Raw genomic sequence first — 19207 nt, 5'->3', positions numbered from 1 at the left:
CAAAGGCCGGGAAAAATCATGGTTGCTCCCTCCGTTTCCAACGCGCCGCGCGGTCGCATCTACAATTCCATTGTCGAGACCATCGGCGCCACGCCGCTGGTGCGGATCAACCGCCTGGCGGCCGAGGCAGGTGCCAAGGCCACCATCCTGGCCAAGCTGGAATTCTTCAATCCGCTGGCTTCGGTGAAGGATCGTATCGGCATCGCGATGATCGAGGCGCTGGAGGGCGCCGGCAAGCTGGCGCCGGGCAACACCATCGTTGAGCCGACCTCGGGCAATACCGGCATCGCGCTGGCCTTTGTTGCCGCCGCGAAGGGTTATCGCCTGATCCTGGTGATGCCGGAAAGCATGTCGATGGAGCGCCGCAAGATGCTCAAGTATCTTGGCGCCGAGATCGAATTGACCCCGCCGGGCCAGGGCATGCGCGGCGCCGTGGCGCGCGCCGAGGAGTTGCTCAAGGAAATTCCTGGCGCAGTGATGCCGCAGCAATTTGATAACCCGGCCAACCCGGCGATTCATCGTGCCACCACCGCCGAGGAGATCTGGGCCGATACCCAGGGCGCCGTGGATGTGGTGATTTCCGGCGTTGGCACTGGCGGCACGCTGAGCGGTATCGGCAGCGTGCTGAAGCCGCGCAAGCCCGGCTTGCGCATGGTGGCGGTGGAGCCGGAGGACAGCCCGGTGATTTCCGGCGGCCGCCCCGGCCCGCACAAAATCCAGGGTATCGGCGCCGGCTTCATTCCGGGCAACCTGGATACTGCGTTGATTGACGAGATCATCACCATCGGCAATGAAACTGCGTTTGAGACGGCGCGTCAGATGGCCAGGCTGGAAGGCATTCCGGGCGGCATTTCGTCGGGTGCGGCGATGGCGGCGGCTTTGGAAGTGGCCGGCCGTGCCGATATGGCCGGCAAAACCGTGGTGGCGATCATCCCGTCCTTCGCCGAGCGTTATCTCTCCACCGCCTTGTTCGACGGGCTGTAACCGCATGGCTGCCTTCTCGCCGGCAGAACTGGAGCGTTATGCGCGCCATATCATCCTGCCGGAAGTGGGCGGTGCCGGGCAGCAGGCGCTGAAACGCGCCCGTGTGCTGGTGATCGGCGCCGGTGGCCTGGGGTCGCCGCTGGCGCTGTATCTTGCCGCTGCCGGCATCGGCACGCTGGGCATTGTGGATGATGACCGGGTGTCGCTCAGCAATTTGCAGCGCCAGGTGCTGCATGGCAGCAGCCGCATCGGCCAGCTTAAAACCGAAAGCGCCGCCGTGGCTTTGGCCGAACTCAATCCGCATGTGCGGGTGATTGAGCATAGTCTGCGGCTGGATGCCGGCAATATCGCTGATGTGCTGCAAGGCTACGATATCGTGGCCGATGGCAGTGACAATTTTGACACCCGCTTTCTGGTCAGCGACACCTGCCATCGGCTTGGCAAAACCCTGGTGACAGCGGCGATGCTGCGCTTTGACGGCCAGCTCTCCACCTTCAAATCGCATCTCGGCGCGCCGCATCCCTGCTATCGCTGCGTTTTCCCCGAACCGCCGCCGCCGGGCAGTGTGCCGGCCTGTGCCGAAGCCGGTGTGCTTGGTGCGCTGGGCGGTGTGATGGGCAGTTTGCAGGCGCTGGAAGTGATCAAGGAAATCACCGGGCTGGGTGACAGCCTGTCGGGCCGGCTGCTGCTGTATGATGCGTTGCGCGGCGAAATGCGCAGTGTGCGGCTGAAGCGCGATCCGGCCTGTCGCATCTGTGGCGAACATGCGGAGGCTGCGCCCTGAAGCAGGAGACCGCGCCGCCCGGCATTTGGCCTGATCTGCGCGATGCGCGCCAGCGCCTGCTGCTGCGGCAATGGGCGCTGTGGCGCGACGGCCTGCGACCGCCGCCACGCAGCCGGCTCGATCCGGCGCTGATCAAGCCCTGCCTGCCGGATTTCTGGATTTTCCGCATCGCCGATAATGGTAATGATCTGGTCTGCACCCTGGCGGGCGAGAATATCCGCGATGCCTGGGGCCATTCGATCATTGGCGGCCGGCCAGTGGATTTGTGGGGCGCCGGCGATGGCGATCTGGTGCGCGAACGGCTGCTACGCGCAGCGCGCGAGCCGGCGCTGATCCATGGCCGCACCGGCATCACCCCCAAGACCGGCGCCAGCAAACTGGCGCAGCGCCTGATGCTGCCGCTATGCGATGATGCCGGCGCAGCCTATGGCGTAATGGGCATGACGCAGTTTGTCTATGACCATTCACGCGATGCATTGCCAACCGGCCCCAGTGAGGCACCAACTCTGTTCAGCACCTTCTATCCTTGCGCCAGCCTGCCCGCTACGGCCCCCGATGCCTGAGGCCGGCAGCAATGTGATCATGCAGCCGCCTGGCACCTGGCCGGTGCTGTCGGATAGTCGGCTGCGGCAGTTTCTGCGTCATTGGGCGGCGCAGCGCCGCGACGCTTTGCTGGCACCACGCAGCAAGATTGATCCACTGGCGATGCGCGAATGCCTGCCGTATCTCTGGATTTACCGCTGGGATGATGGCCAGGGCGATTTTGTCTGCAACCTGGCCGGCGAGGCGGTGAATGAGGCCTGGGGTTTCGGCCTGGCCGGTCGCAGCCTGCAACAGGTGATGGGTGCGGCCAACGCCGCCGTGGTGGGCGAGCGTTATCGCCAGGTGCTGCGCCTGCCGGCTTTGCAATATAGCTGGCGGCCGATTGCGCCGGGCAATGCGGTGGAGAAAGTCTGCCACCGCCTGATTCTGCCTGTGGCCGATGCCGATGGCACGGCTGCGGCGGTGCTGGGCATGACGGTGTATGATTACGACCGCTTCGTCGATGCCGACAAGCCGATCAATGTGGCGCCGGATGTGGCGATGTATGCCTGTGCCACGTTGCCGCGTGATCTGCCGCCGCCCTGAGCCGAAAGAGGCCCGACCATGGACGAAACCAGCATCGAGCAACGCCGCGCTGCCTTCCAGGCCCTGCACCGGCAGGGTTGTTTTGTCATCCCCAATCCATGGGATATCGGTTCGGCCATGCTGCTGGCTGGCTTGGGTTTCAAGGCATTGGCCAGCAGTTCGGCCGGCTTCGCGTTTTCGCGCGGCCTGCCGGATACCGATTGGGCGGTGCCGCGCGATGCCATGCTGGCGCATATCGGCGAATTGGTGCGCGCCACGCCGCTGCCGGTGAATGCCGATTATGAATCGGGTTATGCCCATGACCCGGCAGGTGTGGCCGATAGTGTGCGGCTCTGTGCCGCCACCGGGGTGGCCGGCCTGTCGATCGAGGATAATACCGGTGATGCCGCCGCGCCGCTTTATGATCATACGTTGGCGGTGGAGCGTATCGCCGCTGCGGCCGAGGCGCTGAAGGGCAGCGGTGTGCTGCTCACCGCCCGTTGCGAAGCCTTCCTGGTGGGGCATCCTGAGGCCGAGGCGGAAGTGTTGCGCCGCCTGCCGGCCTTTGCCGAGGCGGGCGCCGATGTGCTGTATGCTCCCGGCCTGCGTGATGCCGGTCAGATTAGCCGCGTAGTGCAGGCGGTGGCGCCCAAGCCGGTCAATCTGCTGGTTTCGTCGCCCATCGGCCTCAGCGTGGCCGAGATTGCCGCGCTCGGTGTGCGCCGTATCAGTGTCGGCTCGGCCTTTGCCCGCGCCGCCTGGGGCGGCTTCCTGCGCGCCGCCCGCGAAGTGGCCGGGCCGGGCAGCTTCACGGCTTTGGCCGATGCCGAGCCATTCGGCAGCCTGAACGACTTTTTCCGCAAAGCCGAGCGCGAGGGCTGAGGCTGCCGTTCAGGCTGGCTTACTTGCCGCCAGAAACGTCCATGAACAGCCGGACCAGAGGCAAGTTGATATAGTAATTATGCCGCCCGGTCGGGAATTTTTGCACAAATTCGCGTTCGGCCAGGGTATCGAGATATTTAGCCGCCGTCTGGCGGGTCACGCCCAAATCCTGCACCACAAATTCGATCCGTGTGTAGGGGTGGCGGAACAAGTTGTTCAGCAGGTCCTGGGAATAGATTTTAGGCAATTCCCGGCGCATCCGATGCTTTGCCGAAGCCATCTGTTCACGAATACCCTCGACAAGGCCAAGGGTGATTTTTGCCGTACCGGTCACGGCTTCCAGCATGTAGAGCACCCAGGCTTCCCAAGCTGCCGGTGTGCCATTGGTATCGCGAACCGATTGCAACAGTTGATAATAGTCCCCCTTGGTTTGGGTGATATGGCGGCTGAGATACAGAATAGGGATTTCCAATAGGCTGGTGCGCGTGAGATAAAGCACATTGAGCATGCGTCCGATGCGGCCATTGCCGTCCGGGAAGGGGTGGATGCTCTCGAATTGGTGATGAATTAGAGCCATTTTGATGAGTGGGTCCAGTGGGCAGGAGTCATCTTCATTGATGAAGCGCTCCAAGGCCGTCATCAGCGCCGTGATGTTGTTCGCGTCTTGTGGCGGCACATAGACGATATCGCCGGTGCGGTCGTTTTTTAGGGCGGTTCCGGGCAACACCCGGAAACCGTCATTCCGCCCCTTGAGCAACCGAAACATCTCGATCAGAGTGTTGTTGGCAATCACATCTCCTGTCGCACGCATGCGGTTGAGGCCGAGCTTAATGGCGTCGCGATACAGCGCCACTTCCTTGGCGGCTGCCGATTGTGGTCCTTCTGGGAACAGGTCGGCCTGAAATAGTTCATCCTGCGTGGTTACGATATTTTCGATCTCGGAGGATGCCTTCGCTTCTTGCAGGGCTAGGGTGTCAATCAGGATACCTTGGTTGGGAATGGTTGCTGCCCGGCCTTTCAATTCGGCCAAGGCCCGGTTGGCGTTGGCAAGAGCCTTTAAAATCGGCACCGTTTCCAGATCGACCGACGGTGGCAGGCGAGGTGGCGCATAGGTCGACTTTAACATGTCGGCTTCCATATGTTAACGGAATGCGATTTTGTTAACATATGCCTCCGGACATGTATAGCAAAGTTGCACCCCGTCAACATGTTCTGCAAACGGCATGGCGACACTGCCCGTATAACGGCAAGATCGTGATCGTTCGGTGATCCGGCGCCCTCTCAGATGCACGCTCTGTGGCAGATTGTCGCAGTTTCGGCTATGCCGTCACTGGCTGCTAACCCAGAATCTGCGATATGGAAATCATACTGGCGCCTGTTAGCTCCATAAAAACATAAATTTATGAGGGGCTTGATTTGGCAACTAAGAATGTTTCTTAATTAAAGCCGAAAACCGGCCCGGCTTGACGCTGGCGGGGCTGGTTCCTATGGTGCGGCCGCTTTCCACGGCACAGGCCGGGAGTCGCGCCGGAGCATGTATGCCTATGGCCGAGACAGACCGACCTGATCCAGGGAAAGACGAGCATGCAGCCCTTGCCCGTCTCGACCAGGCGATAAGCCAGGCCGAGGAGCGCAAAGGCGGCAAGGCTCGCCGGCAAGCCGAACAGGAAGCGGCGGCCATTGGTTCGCGCCGCTCACTTGGCCGGGCCTGGTCGCTGGCGATTGAGATGGTGGCGTCGGTCGGGGTGTCGGTATTCATCGGCTGGTGGGTTGACCGCTGGCTGAATTCGGCGCCATTCGGGATTGTCGGCTTTGCCCTGCTGGGCGTCGCCGCCGCGATGTGGACCGCAATCCGCACCGGCATGGCGATGAACCGGGAAGCCGCCGGCCAGGATGGCAGCAATGAGAAGGGGAAGTGACCGTGGCAGCCAGCCCGCTCGACCAATTCAAGATCAAGTGCATCGCGCTGTGCGGTGAAGGCGGCAGCCTGACCGCAGTCTCGTTCACCAATGCCTCGCTGTTCATGGTGCTGGCGGTGGCCGCCGCCACGCTGCTGATGGTTTATGGCATGCGCGAGCGCAGCCTGGTGCCGGGCCGGCTGCAAAGCGTCGCCGAGCTGTCCTATGAATTCGTCGCCAACATGGTGCGCGACAATGTCGGCGCCAATGGCCGGCAGTATTTCCCGTTCATCTTCTCGATCTTCATGTTTGTGCTGATGTGCAACATGCTCGGCATGGTGCCCTACAGCTTCACCGTCACCAGCCACATCATCGTCACCTTCGTGATGGCCATGGTGGTGTTCCTGGGCGTGACGGTGATCGCCATTGCCCGCAACGGCATCCACTTCTTCACCCATTTCCTGCCGGCCGGCGTGCCGGTGGCGCTGGCCCCGATCATCGTGCCGATCGAGATCATCTCGTATCTCTCGCGCCCGATCTCGCTGTCGTTGCGTCTCTGCGCCAACATGCTGGCGGGCCACACCACGCTCAAGGTGTTTGCCGGCTTCATCGTCGCGATGGTCGGTGCAGGTGGCTACAGTGCAATCGGCGGCATCCTGCCGTTGGCAATGGTGATTGCGCTCACCGCGCTGGAATTCCTGATCGCTTTCCTACAGGCCTATGTCTTTGCGATCCTGACCTGCCTGTATCTGAGCGAAGCCGTCAACATGGAGCACCACTAAGTCCGGTGCTGCTTGCCCTCTGAACCCTTAAGCGTAAACCAACCCTGAAAGGATGAGTAATATGGATCTCGCTGCTGCAAAGATGATCGGCGCCGGCATTGCTGCTATCGGCATGGGTGGCGCGGCGATCGGCGTGGGTCTGATCTTCGCCAACTTCCTCAACGGCGCGCTGCGCAATCCGGGCGCTGCCCCGAAGCTGTTCGGCAACCTGATGCTCGGCTTCGCCGTGACCGAAGCGCTCGGCATCTTCGCGCTGCTGATCGCGCTGCTGATCCTGTTCACCTGAGCCATTAGATGCCTCAGCTCGATACAGCCACATTCCTGCCGCAGCTTGTATGGCTGGCGATTACATTCGCCGTGCTCTATGTGCTGATGGCCAAGGTGGCGCTGCCGCGCGTGGCGGGTGTGATGGACGAGCGCAAGCGGCGCCTGGACCATGACCTCGAAGAAGCGGCGCGGCTGAAGCGCGAGACCGAGACGGCGATCGCGGAGTATGAGGCGGCGCTGGCTGCGGCCCGCGCCAAGGCACAAGGCATCGGCGGCGAAATGCGCGCCCGGCTGGCAGCGGATGCTGCCGCCGAGCGGGCCAAGATCGACGCCGAGCTGGTCTCTGCCACCAAGGCTGCGGAAACCCGCATCCTGGCCAGCAAGGACGCTGCCCTGGCTCAGCTCTCGGGCGTGGCTGATGCCACCGCCCGCGATATCGTCGCCAAGCTCACCGGCGCGGCCGGCTAACCCAGGAGAAATCGGATGTTGCAAGATTCGAGTTTCTGGGTCCTGGTCGCCTTCGTTATCTTCTTCGGCTTCCTGTTTTATCTGAAGGTGCCGGGCCAGTTGTCCCGGTCGCTGGATGAGCGGGCCGAGAAGATCAAGCGCGAGCTGGAAGAGGCGGAGAAGCTGCATCGCGAGGCGCAGCATCTGTTTGCCGAATACCAGCGCAAGCAGCGCAATGCGATGAAGGAAGCCGAGGACATCGTGGCGGCGGCGCAAGCCGAAGCCAAGCGCATCGCCGAGGCCGCCAAGGCCGATCTCACTGCCAGCCTGGAGCGCCGTCGTCTCCAGGCCGAGCAGAAAATCGCCCAGGCCGAGCAGACTGCCTTGCGCGAAGTGCGTGATGCTGCCGTGGACATGGCGGTGAATGCTGCCAGCACCATCCTGCGCGAAAAGTTGCAGGGGCCGGCCGCTGCCGCACAGACCGAACGCGCCATTGCCGATGTGAAGGCCAAGCTGCATTAAGCGCCTGAACCTGTCGGATACCGAAAAGGCCGCCCCCGGGCGGCCTTTTTGCGTTAATCCAGCACGCGGCAGAAGCAGCGATACAGCCGGATGATATGGGCATCCATGGCACTGATGCGGATTGCCCAATGTTCGCCCTCGGCAATCACCCAGTCGCGTTCGTTATCCGTCACCTCGGAACCGCGTAATTTGATATCGGCGGCATAGCGGGCGAAGGCATCGATCACCCCGGCCTTGTATTCCTCGGTCACGTCTTCCATGAACATGATGGTGAAGCCGAGGCCTTCAAGTTCGGCCTGTAAATCATCCGGCGTCAGCAGCACCGGCTTCACCGGCTCGCGTTCCAGCCACACTTCATAAACCCGGCTGCCTTCCGGCCCGGTGAGCAGGAAGTCGGTGAACATCAGCTGTCCGCCCGGCTTCATGGCGGCGCGCAGCTTGGTCAGCAGCAGGCGCTTGTCCTGCACGCTCATCAGGCCTTCCTTGGACAGCACGGCATCCAGGCTGCGGCGTTTGAACTGGATGTCGTCGAGCAGGGCATGTTTGATATTGGTGCGCTGCTTGATGCCCTCGCGCCGTGCCAGGGTCAGGGCGGCTTCACTCAGCGCCTGATCGGGTTCATAGGCATCCACCCAGATGCCGTCACGCGCCAGCAGCCGGGTCATGCCACCCAGGCCGCAGCCCAGTTCAGTCACCGACATATTGGGGTTGAGGCCAAGCGGCGCGGTCATGGCGCGGAGCTGGGCTTCACCGCCAGGCTGGTGAATACCTTCGCCAAACAGCAATTGCACAATCTGCTGGCGGCGCGGCGACCAAATCGCAATATTGGGGATTGTATCGTCAGTGACAGGGGCGGGATTGTCATCCACAGGCTGCGCTTGCGGCTGTGTCGATGAGCGGAAATCCTGCACTTCGGGGCCGAAGCCCTGGCTCTCGCCATGCCACCAGGCACGTAAGCGGTCGCGCCATCCGGGCCGGTCGTGGTCGTCGTTCATTCTGCCGCCGATTCGTTGCCCCCTGTCGTAGTCTGGCGGCGGCGGCGAGGTGGCGCAAGCGTGAAGTAAAAATAGGCTTTGCTCAGCCCTTCAGCAGGGTCTCTACCACTCGCTGCACGGCAAATGCCTCGGCTGCGCTGGCCAGCGGAAAACCGGTTTCGGCTTCGCCCCGGCTCAGGCGGGCCAGTTTTTCAAGCTGGTGGCGCAAAACCAGTGGCCGCGCCTTCTCGTTGGGCATGGCATCGGGCGCCGGCTGCCAATGGCCGGCGGCATCCTGGCGTTCGGCAACCGCCCAGTCACGCAACCGGATGGCGCCGCGCGGCCCGGTCAGGGTGAACAGGTTATGGTCTGGCTTGTCGGTGCTGCCCACAGCACCCTGCAAGCTCAGCGGCAAATCGCCGGCGCGCAGGCTGGCGCTCAGGCTGCGCTCACTCAGGTCGGCTTGCGGATAGCTGACTTGATGGCCGGGCAGCAATTCGAGCTGGCCGCCGAGTCGCGAGGCCAGGAACAGGAAATGCGATACAACTTCGCGGACAAAGCCGCCCTGCTGCCGGCGGTCAAGCCAGCTTTCGGCATCCATCTGCCAGGGCCGTGGCCAATGTGCGAAGCCGACTTCGATGGCGAGTCGTTCAGGCTGGCCGATAGCATCCTCGGCCAGCCAGGCGCGCAGTTGCTGCACGCCCAGCGAGGAAGCAAAGGGGAAATTCACCGCAATGCGGCTGGTCCGCGGGCCGTGCTGATCCAGGAAAGCCTGGGCTTCGGCCACATCGATGGCGAAGGGCTTCTCGCAGAACACCGCCAGGCCACGATCAAGTGCGGCGCCGACATAACCGAGATGGCTGGCCGGCGGCGAGGCGACATAGAGCACATCGGCATTGTCCAGCAAGGCGGCGGCAGACTGCGCCTGCTTCACCTGCGGCAAGTCTCGCCCCAGCCGCGCCATGGCATCGGCTGAGGGGTCCCACACACCACTGATTGAGACAAAATCGGCAGCATGATCGAGCGCCGCACGCAGCAGGCGCTCGCCCATGATGCCATAGCCAACGATGGAAAGGCGTAATTTGCCGCTCATCGCCCGGGCAGCCTTGTGTCTTTGGGCCGCCGGATCAGCGGCGGCCGGCAATACGCTCGGGTAACAGGTCACGCACGCGGCGGCGCGCTTCCAGTTCGCGGATACGGGCGGATTGTGCCGTGGTGATCAGGCGCGGCGCCGGCGGATTGGCCCACACGGTGACCGGATCGGTCAGCAGGCTATCGGCCAGCTGCTTGATCTCGGCCGGCAGTGTGGTGGCAAACACGATGGTCTGGCGTTCGCTCGGCGCGGCTTCAAAAATCGCCTTCAACTCGGCGGTGAGGCCGAGATCGAGCATGCGATCCGCTTCATCCAGCACCAGGATTTCCAGCTTGTTCAGTTCAAGCTGGCCGGCATTAATCAGTTCCACCACGCGGCCGGGGGTGCCGATCACAATATCAATGCCGCGCGCCAAAGCCTGCGCCTGCGCGGCCTTGCCGGGGCCTTCATACACGGTGGCCTGGCTCAGGCGCACAAAGCGGCCATAAGCGCGGAAGCTTTCGTGGATATGGGTGACACGCTCACGCGCCGGCGTCAGCACCAGGGCACGCGCCTTGCGCGCCCCGGCCGGGTGCCGGTCGATCGAGAGATGCTGCAAGATCGGCAGCGTGAAAGCGACGGTCTTGCCAGCACCCGCTTCCGCCTGGCCGAGCAGGTCTCGGCCCTGGAGCAGGTGAGGGATGGCTTTGGCCTGGATGGCCGTCGGCGCCTGGTGCTTTTCGGCTGCCAGGGCGCGCTGAATCGGTTCTACCAGGTCGAGCTGCGAGAAAGAGGCGTTCAACATCGTTCGACAATCTTTGGTTAACACGATCATCCTTGACCGGGCGAAAATCCACCCCCAGCCGCAGTGTATAGTGCTGCGACATGGTAGCGGATTTGGTGCGGGAGCTTCCCGGCGGGAGGCCGCGAACCCGGGGATACTACCCGCCCATCCGGCTTTTGCAAGTGCGAAAACTAGGGTGTGACATTTTAGCTACACGGCCTGTTTGCCACACTCTACAAATAGAGATAAAATATTGAAATGCAAGGAATTATTTTTATGCATAGAATCTATGCAGCCTGCTAAACGGGCGGAATCGCGCTGCCTTATCCACAAGCCCGGCCTGGTCGGCCGGTTCGGCCGGCCCGGTTTGGCGCTGATTCTCAAGATATTGATTTTTCCGGGCCGAGACTCGGGCGCGATGATCCGCCCAAAGAGGGGGGCAAAGCGAGCCGCTGGCGCCCAGGGCCTGGATCGTTAACGACTCAGCCCCTGATGCCCTGCGGCAACATAGCCGGCGATAACTGCGCCAAGGCAGGTTTTGCTGCCTTGCAATTGCCGGCAATGGCCGCTAAAACCCGCGCCTCTATCGGGCGTTCCGGCTATTAGGGCTGCCGTGTCTGCCTAGAATGTCATTCTTCCTTATCGGAGGTTATCGCAAAATGCCCAAGTTGAAGACCAAGAGCGGGGCGAAGAAGCGTTTCAAGCTGACCGCCACCGGAAAAGTGAAGCGCGCCCAGGCGGGCAAGCGGCACGGCATGATCAAGCGCACCAATAAGCAGATCCGTGAGCATCGCGGCACCGAGATGGTGTTTGAGGGTGATGCCCGCAAGATCCGCAAATACTGGCTCGCCGGTTAAGGAGGCGCTGAAATGGCTCGTGTTAAGCGCGGCGTAGCCGCTCATGCCAAGCATAAGAAAATCATCAAGGCCGCGAAGGGTTTCCGTGGCCGTGGCAATAGTGCCTTCCGCGTTGCGATCGAGAAGGTCGAACATGCGATGCGCTATGCGTATCGCGACCGTCGCGCCCGCAAGCGTGATTTCCGCGCGCTGTGGATCCAGCGTATCAACGCCGCTGTGCGTGAGCAGGGCCTGACCTACGGTCGATTTATCAACGGCCTCAAGCTGGCCGGCATCGAGGTGGACCGCAAGGTGCTCGCCGATCTCGCCGTGACGCAGCCTGAGGCTTTCACCGCCCTGGTGGAGCAGGCCAAGGCCGCGCTTCCCGCCCAGGCGGCCTGACCGGCTCGCACTCGAATACAGTATCGACGCATGCGATCAGGGGGCCGTTACCCAACGGCCCCCTTTTTGTATTTGCGCCGCAGCTTTGATTTATCCGATTCCCATCAACAGGTGATGCCATGACCGATATTGCCAGCCTTGCCGCCGCCGCCGAGCGCGCCGTGATCGAGGCAACCGCGCCCGAGGCGCTGGAACAGGCGCGCATCGATGTGCTGGGCAAAAAGGGCTGGCTCAGTGCCGCGCTGAAAGAGCTGGGCAGCCTGGCGCCAGACGAGCGCAAGGCGCGCGCGGCGCAGCTCAATGCCATCAAGGACAGTCTATCCGGCGCCATCGAGGCGCGTCGCAATGTGTTGCAGGATGCGGCAATCAATGCCCGCCTGGCTGCCGAAACGCTGGATATGACGCTGCCATTGAATGAAGGCGCCGAAGCGCAGGGCCGCATCCATCCGATCAGCCAGGTGGTGGATGAAATCACCGAAATCTTTGCCGGCATGGGTTTCACCATCGCCGAGGGGCCGGATATTGAAGACGGCTTCCATAATTTCACCGCACTGAACATGCCGCCGGCGCATCCGGCGCGGCAGATGCAGGATACTTTCTATCTGCCCAACGCACCGGATCGCGACGAGATCGTGCTGCGCACGCATACCTCGCCGGTGCAGATTCGCACCATGCGTGCCGGACCGCCGCCCTATCGCATCGCTGTGCCGGGCCGCACCTATCGCAGCGACTATGACATGACCCATACGCCGATGTTTCACCAGATCGAAGGTCTGGTGATCGACCGCAGCACGCATATGGGCCATCTCAAGGGCGTGCTGGTGGAATTCTGCAAGGCGTTCTTCGAAACCGACAATGTGAAAATGCGTTTCCGCCCGAGCTATTTCCCGTTTGTGGAACCGGGCGCCGAGGTGGATATCAATTGCAGCCGCAAGGGCGGCGAATTGCGCGTCGGCGAAGGCGATGACTGGCTGGAAATCCTCGGCTGCGGCATGGTGCATCGCAAGGTGCTGGAGCATTGCGGCCTCGATCCGAATGAATGGCAGGGCTTTGCCTGGGGCATGGGTATTGATCGCATCGCGATGCTGAAATACGGCATCCCTGATTTGCGCGCGTTTTTTGATTCCGACCTGCGCTGGCTGAAGCATTACGGCTTCCTGCCGCTCGACATGCCGTCTCTTGGCCAGGGGATTGCCAGATGAAATTCACGTTGTCCTGGCTCAAGGATCATCTTGAGACCACCGCCCCGCTCGATACCATTGCCGAAAAGCTCACCGCGCTCGGCCTGGAAGTGGAAGGCATCACCGACCCGGCGGCGCTCTACAAGCCCTTCGTCACCGGCCGCGTGGTCAAGGCCGAGCCGCATCCCAATGCCGACAAGCTGCGCGTCTGCGTGGTGGAAACCGGCGCTGGTGCTGAAACCATGCAGGTGGTGTGCGGCGCACCGAATGCGCGCGCCGGCATAATCGGCGTGTTCGCGCCCGTGGGCTCCACCGTTCCCGGCATCGACCTGCTGCTCAAGGCCGCCACCATCCGTGGCGTGGCGTCCAACGGCATGCTGTGTTCGGAACGCGAAATGGGCCTGTCGGATGACCACGAGGGCATCATCGACCTGCCAGCGGATACGCCGGTTGGTGTGCCATTCGCCTCCGTGATCGGCCTCGACGATCCGGTGATCGAGATCAAGCTGACGCCCAATCGCGGTGATTGCCTGGGCGTGCGCGGCATTGCCCGCGATCTCGCCGCTGCCGGCCTCGGCACGCTCAAGCCGCTGGATACCAGCAAGGTGCCGGGCAGCTTTGCCAGCCCGATCAAGGTGCGGCGCGAATTGCCGGCCGAGGCCCAGGATGCCTGCGCGCAATTTGTCGGCCGCCTGATCCGCAATGTTAAGAACGGCCCGTCGCCGGTCTGGCTGCAACGCCGGCTCAAGGCCATCGGCCTGCGTCCGATCTCGGCCCTGGTCGATGTCACCAACTACATCACCTATGATCTCGGCCGCCCGCTGCATGTGTTCGATGCCGACAAGGTGCAGGGCGATATCGTGGCCCGGCTGGCAAGCCCGGGCGAAAAGCTGCTGGCGCTGGATGGCAAGGAATATACCCTCGACGACACCATGACGGTGATCGCCGATGCGGCCGGGCCGGAAGGCATTGGCGGCGTGATGGGCGGCGAACATTCCGGCTGCTCGGCGGAAACCGTGAATGTGTTTCTGGAATGCGCCTGGTTCGACCCGGAACGCACCGCCAAGACCGGCCGCAAGCTGGGTATCCATTCCGATGCGCGGCATCGGTTTGAGCGCGGCGTTGATCCGGCCTTCCTGCTCGATGGCGCCGAGATCGCCACCCGGCTGATCCAGCAGCTTTGCGGCGGCGAGGCTTCCGAACTGGTGATTGCCGGCCAGGAACCGGCCTGGCAGAAGCGCGTGGCGTTGCGCCCGGGCCGCCTGCTCGGTCTGGTCGGCTTCGATCTGCCGCGCCAGCGACAGGCCGAATTGCTGGCTGCGCTCGGCTTCGGCGTGAAGGATGACGGCGCGCTGATCCAGGTTGATGTGCCGTCCTGGCGCCCGGATATCGATGGCGAAGCCGATCTGGTGGAAGAGATTGCCCGCTTGGCCGGTTTTGAGCATATCCCGGCCGAGCCGTTGCCGCCGTTGCGCGCTGTGCCGCTGCCGGCAGTGAATGCGGCGCAGCGCCGCCTGCGCCAGACCCGGCGCGCCATTGCCGCGCGCGGGCTGGTGGAGGCAGTGACCTATTCCTTCATCAAACGCGAGGAGGCGGTGCTGTTTGGCGGCGGCGGCGCCGATCTGCTGTTGGTCAATCCGATCAGCGCCGATATGGATGCGATGCGGCCATCGATCCTGCCCGGACTGGTGGCGGCGGCGCGACGCAACATGGATCGCGGCTTCAACGATCTGGCCTTGTTCGAGGTTGGGCCGCAATTCGCCGATGCCACGCCGGAGGGCCAGGCTTTTGTTGCCACCGGCATCAGGCGCGGCCAGAGCGGTCCACGCCATTGGCGCGAAAAGCCGCGCGCCGTGGATGCCTATGATGCCAAGGCCGATGCCATTGCGGCGCTGGCGGCTGCCGGCCTGCCGGTGGAAAGCCTGCAAGTGATGGATGGTGCGCCGGGCTGGTATCACCCCGGCCGCTCCGGCACGCTGCGGCTAGGCCCCAAAACCGTGCTGGCGCAATTCGGCGAATTGCATCCGCGTGTGCTCAAGGCATTGGATGCCAAGGGGCCGCTGGTCGGCTTTGAAGTGTTTCTGGATCGTGTGCCGGCGGCACGCGGCAAGGCAGGCCGCTCCAAGCCGGCGCTCAAACTGTCTGAATTCCCCGCTGTCGAGCGCGACTTCGCCTTCATCGTCGATCAGGCGGTGGCGGCGGATACGCTCACGCGCGCCGTGCGCGGTGCCGAGAAGGCGCTTATCGCTCGTGTTGCGGTATTTGACGTGTTTGCCGGCACCGGCATCGAGCCGGGCAAAAAGTCGGTGGCGCTTTCGGTGCGGCTGGAGCCGCGCGAACGCACATTGACGGATGCAGAAATCGATGCCGTGGGCCAGAAGATCGTTGCCGCCGCCGCCAAGGCTTGCGGCGCCGTGCTGCGCGGCTAAGGCACTACGCCTGATCGTCATGCGCTGGCATGACGATCAGGTGGTGCGATTGCGGCAGACCAGGAAGATCGAGCGGCAACCATCGGTGAATTCACGCCGTTCCGGCTGCCAGCCATGCTGGCGCAGATGCGCCTCCAGCGCCTCGACGCTGTAGCCCTTGAAGCCGACTTCCCATTTATGGGTATGCCAGTCATGCGGGTCGGTGGCTGGGAAATCCTTGCGCGAGCGGAATTTGCGGAAAAAGCTGCGGCGCCGCGCGGTATAGCGGTTCCAGTAGAAATTGAAGCCGATCTGGGTACCTTCATAGGGTACTGACAGCACCAGCCAGGGAATCCGCGTTGCCGCCAGCTTGTTCAGCACGGCGCCGGTTTCGGCCCAGGGGATATGCTCCAGCGTTTCGCAGCAAAGAATGACATCGGCATCGCCGGGCAATGCAGCGCTGTCGATATGGCGGATATCGGCGGTGATATGACGCTCCACGCCGATGCCGGCGGCGCGGGCTTCAATATCCACTGTGGTGACACGATAGCCGGCGGTGGCCAGCAAGGCGCTGACCACGCCGAGATGCGGCCCGATCTCCACCACATGCTGCACCGGCAGGTCACGCATCAGATGCACTTGCAGCCATTGATGCGTGATGCGCTTCTCGGTGTAGTAATTGTGCCAGCCCTGCGGCAGCTTGGCTTCCTCGCTCTGCGCGCCCACCGGTCCCCCTTCAGCAACAAAAAAACGGCGGCCGGTTGCCCGGCCGCCGTCATTCAACACGCTCGTGGCGTCTGGCTCAATAGGGCTTCATGCCCGGGATGAGCTGGCGCACAAAATTCGGCAGCGCAAAGGCACCGGTGGCGATATCCGGGTTGTAGTAGCGCAGCTTCTTCAGGCCGGCCCGCTTGAAGCGCGCCGCCACGGTCTTGGCCGGCACCTTGGTGATGTCCTGGTCAGACGCCCAGGTCAGCGACATGAAGCCGCAGACATAGGTCGGCACCACGGCCAGATACGAGCCAGACTTCTTCCAGATCTTCTGGAACAGCTTCACGGCATCGGTCAGTTCCGGGCCCTGCATGTGCGGCACGCCATTCTGCGCCACCAGGATGGCGCCCGGCTTCATCACACGCTTGCAGTTCTTGTAGAACTCGGCGCTGAACAGCACGGTGGCCGGGCCGACCGGGTCGGGCCGGTCGACGATGATCAGGTCGTAGCGTTCCTCGGTGTCGCGCACCCAGGCGGCGCCGTCGCCAACGATCAGGTTGGTGCGCTTGTCGTTGAAGGCCTTGCCGCAGATTGACGACAGGAACTTCTTCGACACGTCGATCACCACATCGTCGATCTCGACCATGGTGGCGCGGCGCACGCCCTTATGCTTCAGCACTTCCTCAAGGATGCCGCCGTCGCCGCCGCCGATGATCAGCACGTCGCGCACCTTGCCATGCGCCAGCATCGGCAGATGGGTCAGCATCTCGTGATAGACGAACTCGTCGCCCTCGGTGCACTGAACCACACCGTCAAGGCCCAGGATGCGGCCGTAACGGGCGCTCTCGAACACCGTCACCTTCTGGTATTGCGACTTGCCCTCGAAGAGGACTTCCTTGATCTCGTGGCTCTGCCGGAAACCGGAATAGAGCGTTTCGTTAAACCACTTGGTCACAGAATCAAACCCCGCTTCAGTTCGGTGCATTGGATATTGTCGGGCAGGAAGGCGCGGCGCAGCACCGGGATCGCCTTCGCCGGCTGGCAATCGCCGCAGACAAACACGTCAAGCGCGGCATAGCCCTTTTCCGGCCAGGAATGGATCGACATGTGGCTCTCGGCCAACACGGCCACGCCCGAGATGCCGCCATTCGGCTCGAAGTGATGCAGGTCGATGTTCAGCAGGGTGGCGCCAATGGCTTCCACCGCTTCGGTCAGCGTCTGCTTCACCAGGGCCAGATTGTCGAGATTCTTGCCGCCCCACAGATCAATGATCAGATGCTGGCCGGCATAACGCATGCCATCCTTGTTGATGAAATGCTCTTCCTCGGCGGCGGCCTCGGGCTGAACCGCAACTTCGTACAGGGCCGGCTTGGGCGCGGCGGCGTTCTTGGTCATTGTCTGGTCTCTCCACCATCTAGAAAAAACCGGGCCATCCGGAAACCCGGATAACTCCGACGGCAGAAAGACTGTTGGGAAAGCCCCGTGGTACCGGCCGGTCAATGCTAAACAGCAACCGGCGGCCATTCGCCACTTTCCAAACAGTCTTCGAGAGGGGGGTATGGGACCATTTCCCCCCCGATGCAAGAAGAAATTGACCCCTCTGGTGATTTTTTAGGCCGCGTGTTGCGGGGGTCACACTCGATTGACTGTCACAATTCAGCTAGAAATAGCTGCCGGCGAGCGTGAATACCTCGCCATTCAGCCCCAGCTTGAATCGCGCCACCCCGGCGCCCTCTTCGGTATTGGCGCCGCCCAGGTCAAAATGCTGCACGCCGCGCGCTTTCAGCGTCAGCAGGCCATGCCACAGCAGGCGGTGATGTGCGCGCAGCAGGCGACCGGCTTCGCCGCTCCAGCCGGCGGCATAGGTGGCGCCACGGCCATGGCGCAGCAGCAGCATGCCGGCCACCGGGCGGTTGCCGATGCTGGCGGTGAACAGATGCGCCTGTTCGCCATGGGCGGGATCGGCGGCGGCGGCAAAAGCGCGGTAGAAGGCGCCATCGGGGCCAAGAAAGCGTTTTTCGATTCGCTGCACGTCATGCGCCCGCATCACGGCGTCAAATTGTGCCGGATCGCTGCTTTCCGCGATCAGCAGCGGGCTGCGCTCGGCGGCTTTCAGCGCATTGCGCCATTTGCCATCCAGATGGCTGCGCAGGGCATTGGGCGGCGGTGTCAGGTCCAGCCGCACAGAACTCCAGCCGGTTATCATCTGCGCCAGGCCCAGCCGCTGCATCAGGGCTTCGGCCTCGCTGCCGCCGGGCAGTTCCGGCAGCCACCATAACAGCCGGCGTTGGCCGCGATACTGCGTCCGCACCGCCGCCAGGGCGGCCTGGCGCAAGGCTGGATCAAGGCCGGGGCGGAAAAGCGGGCCGCGCAGGATGCGCACCAGGCTGAACAGGCCGGCGAAATCACGCCGGAAAGCCTGCACCAGGCCGATTTCCTGCCCGCCGGCCTGAATTAGCCAGCGTTCCGGCCGGGTGCGCGAAACCTGCGCCACGGCCGTGCCATAGGCCCAGCATTGCTCCAGGGTTTCCAGCCGCAAAGCCGCCTGCGCAGCAGCCCAGGTGGCCGGCTCGGTGCAGGGCAGCAATGTTATGCTGGCGGCTTTGCTATCGGGCATCACAAATAACGTGCGGGTGGTTCCTCGGAAAAAATCTGCCCGGCCATAAACATGTCCACGTCTTCGCCAGTGGCAGCCAGAGCGCCTCGTAATCATACCAGCGGTCGTCATAACAATCGGCATTGCGGATCAGCAATGGCGCCGGATCTGCGGTCAGTGCGGTCAGGCGGGCCAGGATCAGTCGCCGATAGTCGCTTGGCGGCAGGTCGTTCAGCACCTTGCTGGTGGCATCATAGCCGGCCCGGGTGGCAATGTCGCTGCCGACTAGGCGGAAGCGGTATCTTGGCTCGGCGGCAGCTGGTTCCGGCAGCCGTTCAAACAGCACGATGTTGCCCAGGGCATAGCGCATCTGCAACGGATCAAGGTCGGCGCGGGCGGGAAAGCGCCGGCTGCCGCGCTGCGCCAGCCAGTATTCCAGCAATTGCCGGATCGCCAGATTCTGGCAATCCGTCGGTTTGGCATCCCGGATCTGCTCACCGTCGCCTGGATAGGGCCTGGCTTCCATTGCAGCCTGTTCCTCCTATAGCCGAATATCTTATAACCATTATC

General features: G+C 62.9%; 23 protein-coding genes. 14 read left to right on the top strand and 9 right to left on the bottom strand.

Features of this window, described 5'->3' with window-relative positions:
* The first annotated feature begins 18 nt into the window (after positions 1–18).
* The 5 genes from cysK to KBB36_RS07305 are packed head-to-tail and all read left to right on the top strand — an operon-like array spanning position 19 to position 3757.
* The gene (cysK, locus tag KBB36_RS07325) at positions 19–984 is read left to right on the top strand and encodes a cysteine synthase A (protein ID WP_290978318.1); all 966 of its coding nucleotides are present in this window, start codon (positions 19–21) and stop codon (positions 982–984) included.
* 4 nt (positions 985–988) lie between these two features.
* Entirely contained in the window at positions 989–1768 is a 780-nt protein-coding gene (moeB, locus tag KBB36_RS07320) for a molybdopterin-synthase adenylyltransferase MoeB (protein ID WP_290978317.1), read from the top strand.
* Entirely contained in the window at positions 1729–2331 is a 603-nt protein-coding gene (locus KBB36_RS07315) for a PAS domain-containing protein (RefSeq protein WP_366933174.1), read from the top strand. The genes moeB and KBB36_RS07315 overlap by 40 nt, the downstream gene beginning before the upstream one ends.
* Positions 2332–2350: 19 nt before the next feature.
* Complete coding sequence (locus KBB36_RS07310; RefSeq protein ID WP_290978316.1) at positions 2351–2896, top strand: PAS domain-containing protein; 546 nt, start codon at positions 2351–2353, stop codon at positions 2894–2896.
* Positions 2897–2914: 18 nt separating this feature from the next.
* Complete coding sequence (locus KBB36_RS07305) at positions 2915–3757, top strand: isocitrate lyase/phosphoenolpyruvate mutase family protein (RefSeq protein ID WP_290978315.1); 843 nt, start codon at positions 2915–2917, stop codon at positions 3755–3757.
* A gap of 19 nt (positions 3758–3776) precedes the next feature.
* On the opposite strand, the gene KBB36_RS07300 is transcribed toward KBB36_RS07305, so the two are convergent.
* Complete coding sequence (locus KBB36_RS07300; protein WP_290978314.1) at positions 3777–4883, bottom strand: Fic family protein; 1107 nt, start codon at positions 4881–4883, stop codon at positions 3777–3779.
* A gap of 418 nt (positions 4884–5301) precedes the next feature.
* Here KBB36_RS07300 and KBB36_RS07295 point away from each other — a divergent pair, with 418 nt between their 5' ends.
* The 5 genes from KBB36_RS07295 to KBB36_RS07275 all read left to right on the top strand — a co-directional run bounded on the left by KBB36_RS07295 (position 5302) and on the right by KBB36_RS07275 (position 7673).
* The gene (locus tag KBB36_RS07295) at positions 5302–5676 is read left to right on the top strand and encodes an AtpZ/AtpI family protein (RefSeq protein WP_290978313.1); all 375 of its coding nucleotides are present in this window, start codon (positions 5302–5304) and stop codon (positions 5674–5676) included.
* The gene (locus KBB36_RS07290) at positions 5673–6437 is read left to right on the top strand and encodes a F0F1 ATP synthase subunit A (RefSeq protein WP_290978312.1); all 765 of its coding nucleotides are present in this window, start codon (positions 5673–5675) and stop codon (positions 6435–6437) included. Before KBB36_RS07295 ends, KBB36_RS07290 begins: the two co-directional genes overlap by 4 nt.
* A gap of 61 nt (positions 6438–6498) precedes the next feature.
* The gene (locus KBB36_RS07285) at positions 6499–6723 is read left to right on the top strand and encodes a F0F1 ATP synthase subunit C (RefSeq protein WP_290978311.1); all 225 of its coding nucleotides are present in this window, start codon (positions 6499–6501) and stop codon (positions 6721–6723) included.
* A gap of 8 nt (positions 6724–6731) precedes the next feature.
* Complete coding sequence (locus KBB36_RS07280; protein WP_290978310.1) at positions 6732–7172, top strand: F0F1 ATP synthase subunit B'; 441 nt, start codon at positions 6732–6734, stop codon at positions 7170–7172.
* A 15-nt stretch (positions 7173–7187) separates the two neighbouring features.
* Positions 7188–7673: a F0F1 ATP synthase subunit B gene (locus KBB36_RS07275; protein ID WP_290978309.1), complete on the top strand. Its 486-nt coding sequence runs from the start codon at positions 7188–7190 to the stop codon at positions 7671–7673.
* Between the two features lie 53 nt (positions 7674–7726).
* Here the strand turns inward: KBB36_RS07275 and KBB36_RS07270 are convergent, their stop codons facing one another.
* From KBB36_RS07270 to KBB36_RS07260, 3 genes are all read right to left on the bottom strand, one after another.
* Positions 7727–8668, bottom strand: a complete 942-nt coding sequence (locus KBB36_RS07270; RefSeq protein WP_290978308.1) for a methyltransferase domain-containing protein — start codon at positions 8666–8668, stop codon at positions 7727–7729.
* 82 nt (positions 8669–8750) lie between these two features.
* Positions 8751–9740 carry a Gfo/Idh/MocA family oxidoreductase gene (locus KBB36_RS07265; RefSeq protein WP_290978307.1) on the bottom strand — a complete coding sequence of 330 codons (990 nt, stop codon included), beginning with the start codon at positions 9738–9740 and terminating at the stop codon, positions 8751–8753.
* 34 nt (positions 9741–9774) lie between these two features.
* Complete coding sequence (locus KBB36_RS07260; protein ID WP_290978306.1) at positions 9775–10524, bottom strand: DEAD/DEAH box helicase; 750 nt, start codon at positions 10522–10524, stop codon at positions 9775–9777.
* Between the two features lie 638 nt (positions 10525–11162).
* Here KBB36_RS07260 and rpmI point away from each other — a divergent pair.
* The 4 genes from rpmI to pheT all read left to right on the top strand — a co-directional run bounded on the left by rpmI (position 11163) and on the right by pheT (position 15351).
* Positions 11163–11360 carry a 50S ribosomal protein L35 gene (gene rpmI / locus KBB36_RS07255; RefSeq protein ID WP_290978305.1) on the top strand — a complete coding sequence of 66 codons (198 nt, stop codon included), beginning with the start codon at positions 11163–11165 and terminating at the stop codon, positions 11358–11360.
* 12 nt (positions 11361–11372) lie between these two features.
* Entirely contained in the window at positions 11373–11741 is a 369-nt protein-coding gene (rplT, locus tag KBB36_RS07250) for a 50S ribosomal protein L20 (protein ID WP_290978304.1), read from the top strand.
* 119 nt (positions 11742–11860) lie between these two features.
* Positions 11861–12943, top strand: a complete 1083-nt coding sequence (gene pheS / locus KBB36_RS07245) for a phenylalanine--tRNA ligase subunit alpha (RefSeq protein ID WP_290978303.1) — start codon at positions 11861–11863, stop codon at positions 12941–12943.
* On the top strand, positions 12940–15351 hold the full coding sequence (gene pheT, locus KBB36_RS07240) for a phenylalanine--tRNA ligase subunit beta (RefSeq protein WP_290978302.1): 2412 nt from the start codon (positions 12940–12942) through the stop codon (positions 15349–15351). The genes pheS and pheT overlap by 4 nt, the downstream gene beginning before the upstream one ends.
* A gap of 36 nt (positions 15352–15387) precedes the next feature.
* On the opposite strand, the gene KBB36_RS07235 is transcribed toward pheT, so the two are convergent.
* The 5 genes from KBB36_RS07235 to KBB36_RS07215 form a co-directional block, all read right to left on the bottom strand.
* Positions 15388–16056: a bifunctional 2-polyprenyl-6-hydroxyphenol methylase/3-demethylubiquinol 3-O-methyltransferase UbiG gene (locus tag KBB36_RS07235; RefSeq protein WP_290978301.1), complete on the bottom strand. Its 669-nt coding sequence runs from the start codon at positions 16054–16056 to the stop codon at positions 15388–15390.
* 76 nt (positions 16057–16132) lie between these two features.
* Positions 16133–16996, bottom strand: a complete 864-nt coding sequence (speE, locus tag KBB36_RS07230) for a polyamine aminopropyltransferase (protein ID WP_290978300.1) — start codon at positions 16994–16996, stop codon at positions 16133–16135.
* Positions 16993–17436: an adenosylmethionine decarboxylase gene (speD, locus tag KBB36_RS07225; RefSeq protein WP_290978299.1), complete on the bottom strand. Its 444-nt coding sequence runs from the start codon at positions 17434–17436 to the stop codon at positions 16993–16995. The genes speE and speD overlap by 4 nt, the downstream gene beginning before the upstream one ends.
* Before the next feature lie 265 nt (positions 17437–17701).
* Positions 17702–18658 carry a GNAT family N-acetyltransferase gene (locus KBB36_RS07220; protein ID WP_290978298.1) on the bottom strand — a complete coding sequence of 319 codons (957 nt, stop codon included), beginning with the start codon at positions 18656–18658 and terminating at the stop codon, positions 17702–17704.
* The gene (locus tag KBB36_RS07215) at positions 18648–19163 is read right to left on the bottom strand and encodes a PAS domain-containing protein (protein WP_290978297.1); all 516 of its coding nucleotides are present in this window, start codon (positions 19161–19163) and stop codon (positions 18648–18650) included. The genes KBB36_RS07220 and KBB36_RS07215 overlap by 11 nt, the downstream gene beginning before the upstream one ends.
* Between the last annotated feature and the right edge of the window lie 44 nt (positions 19164–19207).

Origin of the sequence: Ferrovibrio sp. (genome assembly GCF_017994015.1) — a bacterium.
Taxonomy (GTDB): Bacteria; Pseudomonadota; Alphaproteobacteria; order Ferrovibrionales; family Ferrovibrionaceae; genus Ferrovibrio.
Note: the sequence above shows the minus strand (reverse complement) of the source record. Positions and strands in the feature narration are given on the sequence as shown.

Excerpts from the sequence above, each read along its gene's own strand:
- KBB36_RS07270 (WP_290978308.1), bottom strand. The coding sequence starts at position 8,668 with ATGAACGACGACCACGACCGGCCCGGATGGCGCGACCGCTTACGTGCC.
- KBB36_RS07300 (WP_290978314.1), bottom strand. The coding sequence starts at position 4,883 with ATGTTAAAGTCGACCTATGCGCCACCTCGCCTGCCACCGTCGGTCGAT.
- KBB36_RS07305 (WP_290978315.1), top strand. The coding sequence starts at position 2,915 with ATGGACGAAACCAGCATCGAGCAACGCCGCGCTGCCTTCCAGGCCCTG.
- KBB36_RS07215 (WP_290978297.1), bottom strand. The coding sequence starts at position 19,163 with ATGGAAGCCAGGCCCTATCCAGGCGACGGTGAGCAGATCCGGGATGCC.
- rplT (WP_290978304.1), top strand. The coding sequence starts at position 11,373 with ATGGCTCGTGTTAAGCGCGGCGTAGCCGCTCATGCCAAGCATAAGAAA.
- rpmI (WP_290978305.1), top strand. The coding sequence starts at position 11,163 with ATGCCCAAGTTGAAGACCAAGAGCGGGGCGAAGAAGCGTTTCAAGCTG.
- KBB36_RS07310 (WP_290978316.1), top strand. The coding sequence starts at position 2,351 with ATGCAGCCGCCTGGCACCTGGCCGGTGCTGTCGGATAGTCGGCTGCGG.
- cysK (WP_290978318.1), top strand. The coding sequence starts at position 19 with ATGGTTGCTCCCTCCGTTTCCAACGCGCCGCGCGGTCGCATCTACAAT.
- pheT (WP_290978302.1), top strand. The coding sequence starts at position 12,940 with ATGAAATTCACGTTGTCCTGGCTCAAGGATCATCTTGAGACCACCGCC.
- KBB36_RS07285 (WP_290978311.1), top strand. The coding sequence starts at position 6,499 with ATGGATCTCGCTGCTGCAAAGATGATCGGCGCCGGCATTGCTGCTATC.
- KBB36_RS07280 (WP_290978310.1), top strand. The coding sequence starts at position 6,732 with ATGCCTCAGCTCGATACAGCCACATTCCTGCCGCAGCTTGTATGGCTG.
- KBB36_RS07260 (WP_290978306.1), bottom strand. The coding sequence starts at position 10,524 with ATGTTGAACGCCTCTTTCTCGCAGCTCGACCTGGTAGAACCGATTCAG.
- KBB36_RS07275 (WP_290978309.1), top strand. The coding sequence starts at position 7,188 with ATGTTGCAAGATTCGAGTTTCTGGGTCCTGGTCGCCTTCGTTATCTTC.
- pheS (WP_290978303.1), top strand. The coding sequence starts at position 11,861 with ATGACCGATATTGCCAGCCTTGCCGCCGCCGCCGAGCGCGCCGTGATC.
- KBB36_RS07295 (WP_290978313.1), top strand. The coding sequence starts at position 5,302 with ATGGCCGAGACAGACCGACCTGATCCAGGGAAAGACGAGCATGCAGCC.
- moeB (WP_290978317.1), top strand. The coding sequence starts at position 989 with ATGGCTGCCTTCTCGCCGGCAGAACTGGAGCGTTATGCGCGCCATATC.
- KBB36_RS07220 (WP_290978298.1), bottom strand. The coding sequence starts at position 18,658 with ATGCCCGATAGCAAAGCCGCCAGCATAACATTGCTGCCCTGCACCGAG.
- speD (WP_290978299.1), bottom strand. The coding sequence starts at position 17,436 with ATGACCAAGAACGCCGCCGCGCCCAAGCCGGCCCTGTACGAAGTTGCG.
- KBB36_RS07265 (WP_290978307.1), bottom strand. The coding sequence starts at position 9,740 with ATGAGCGGCAAATTACGCCTTTCCATCGTTGGCTATGGCATCATGGGC.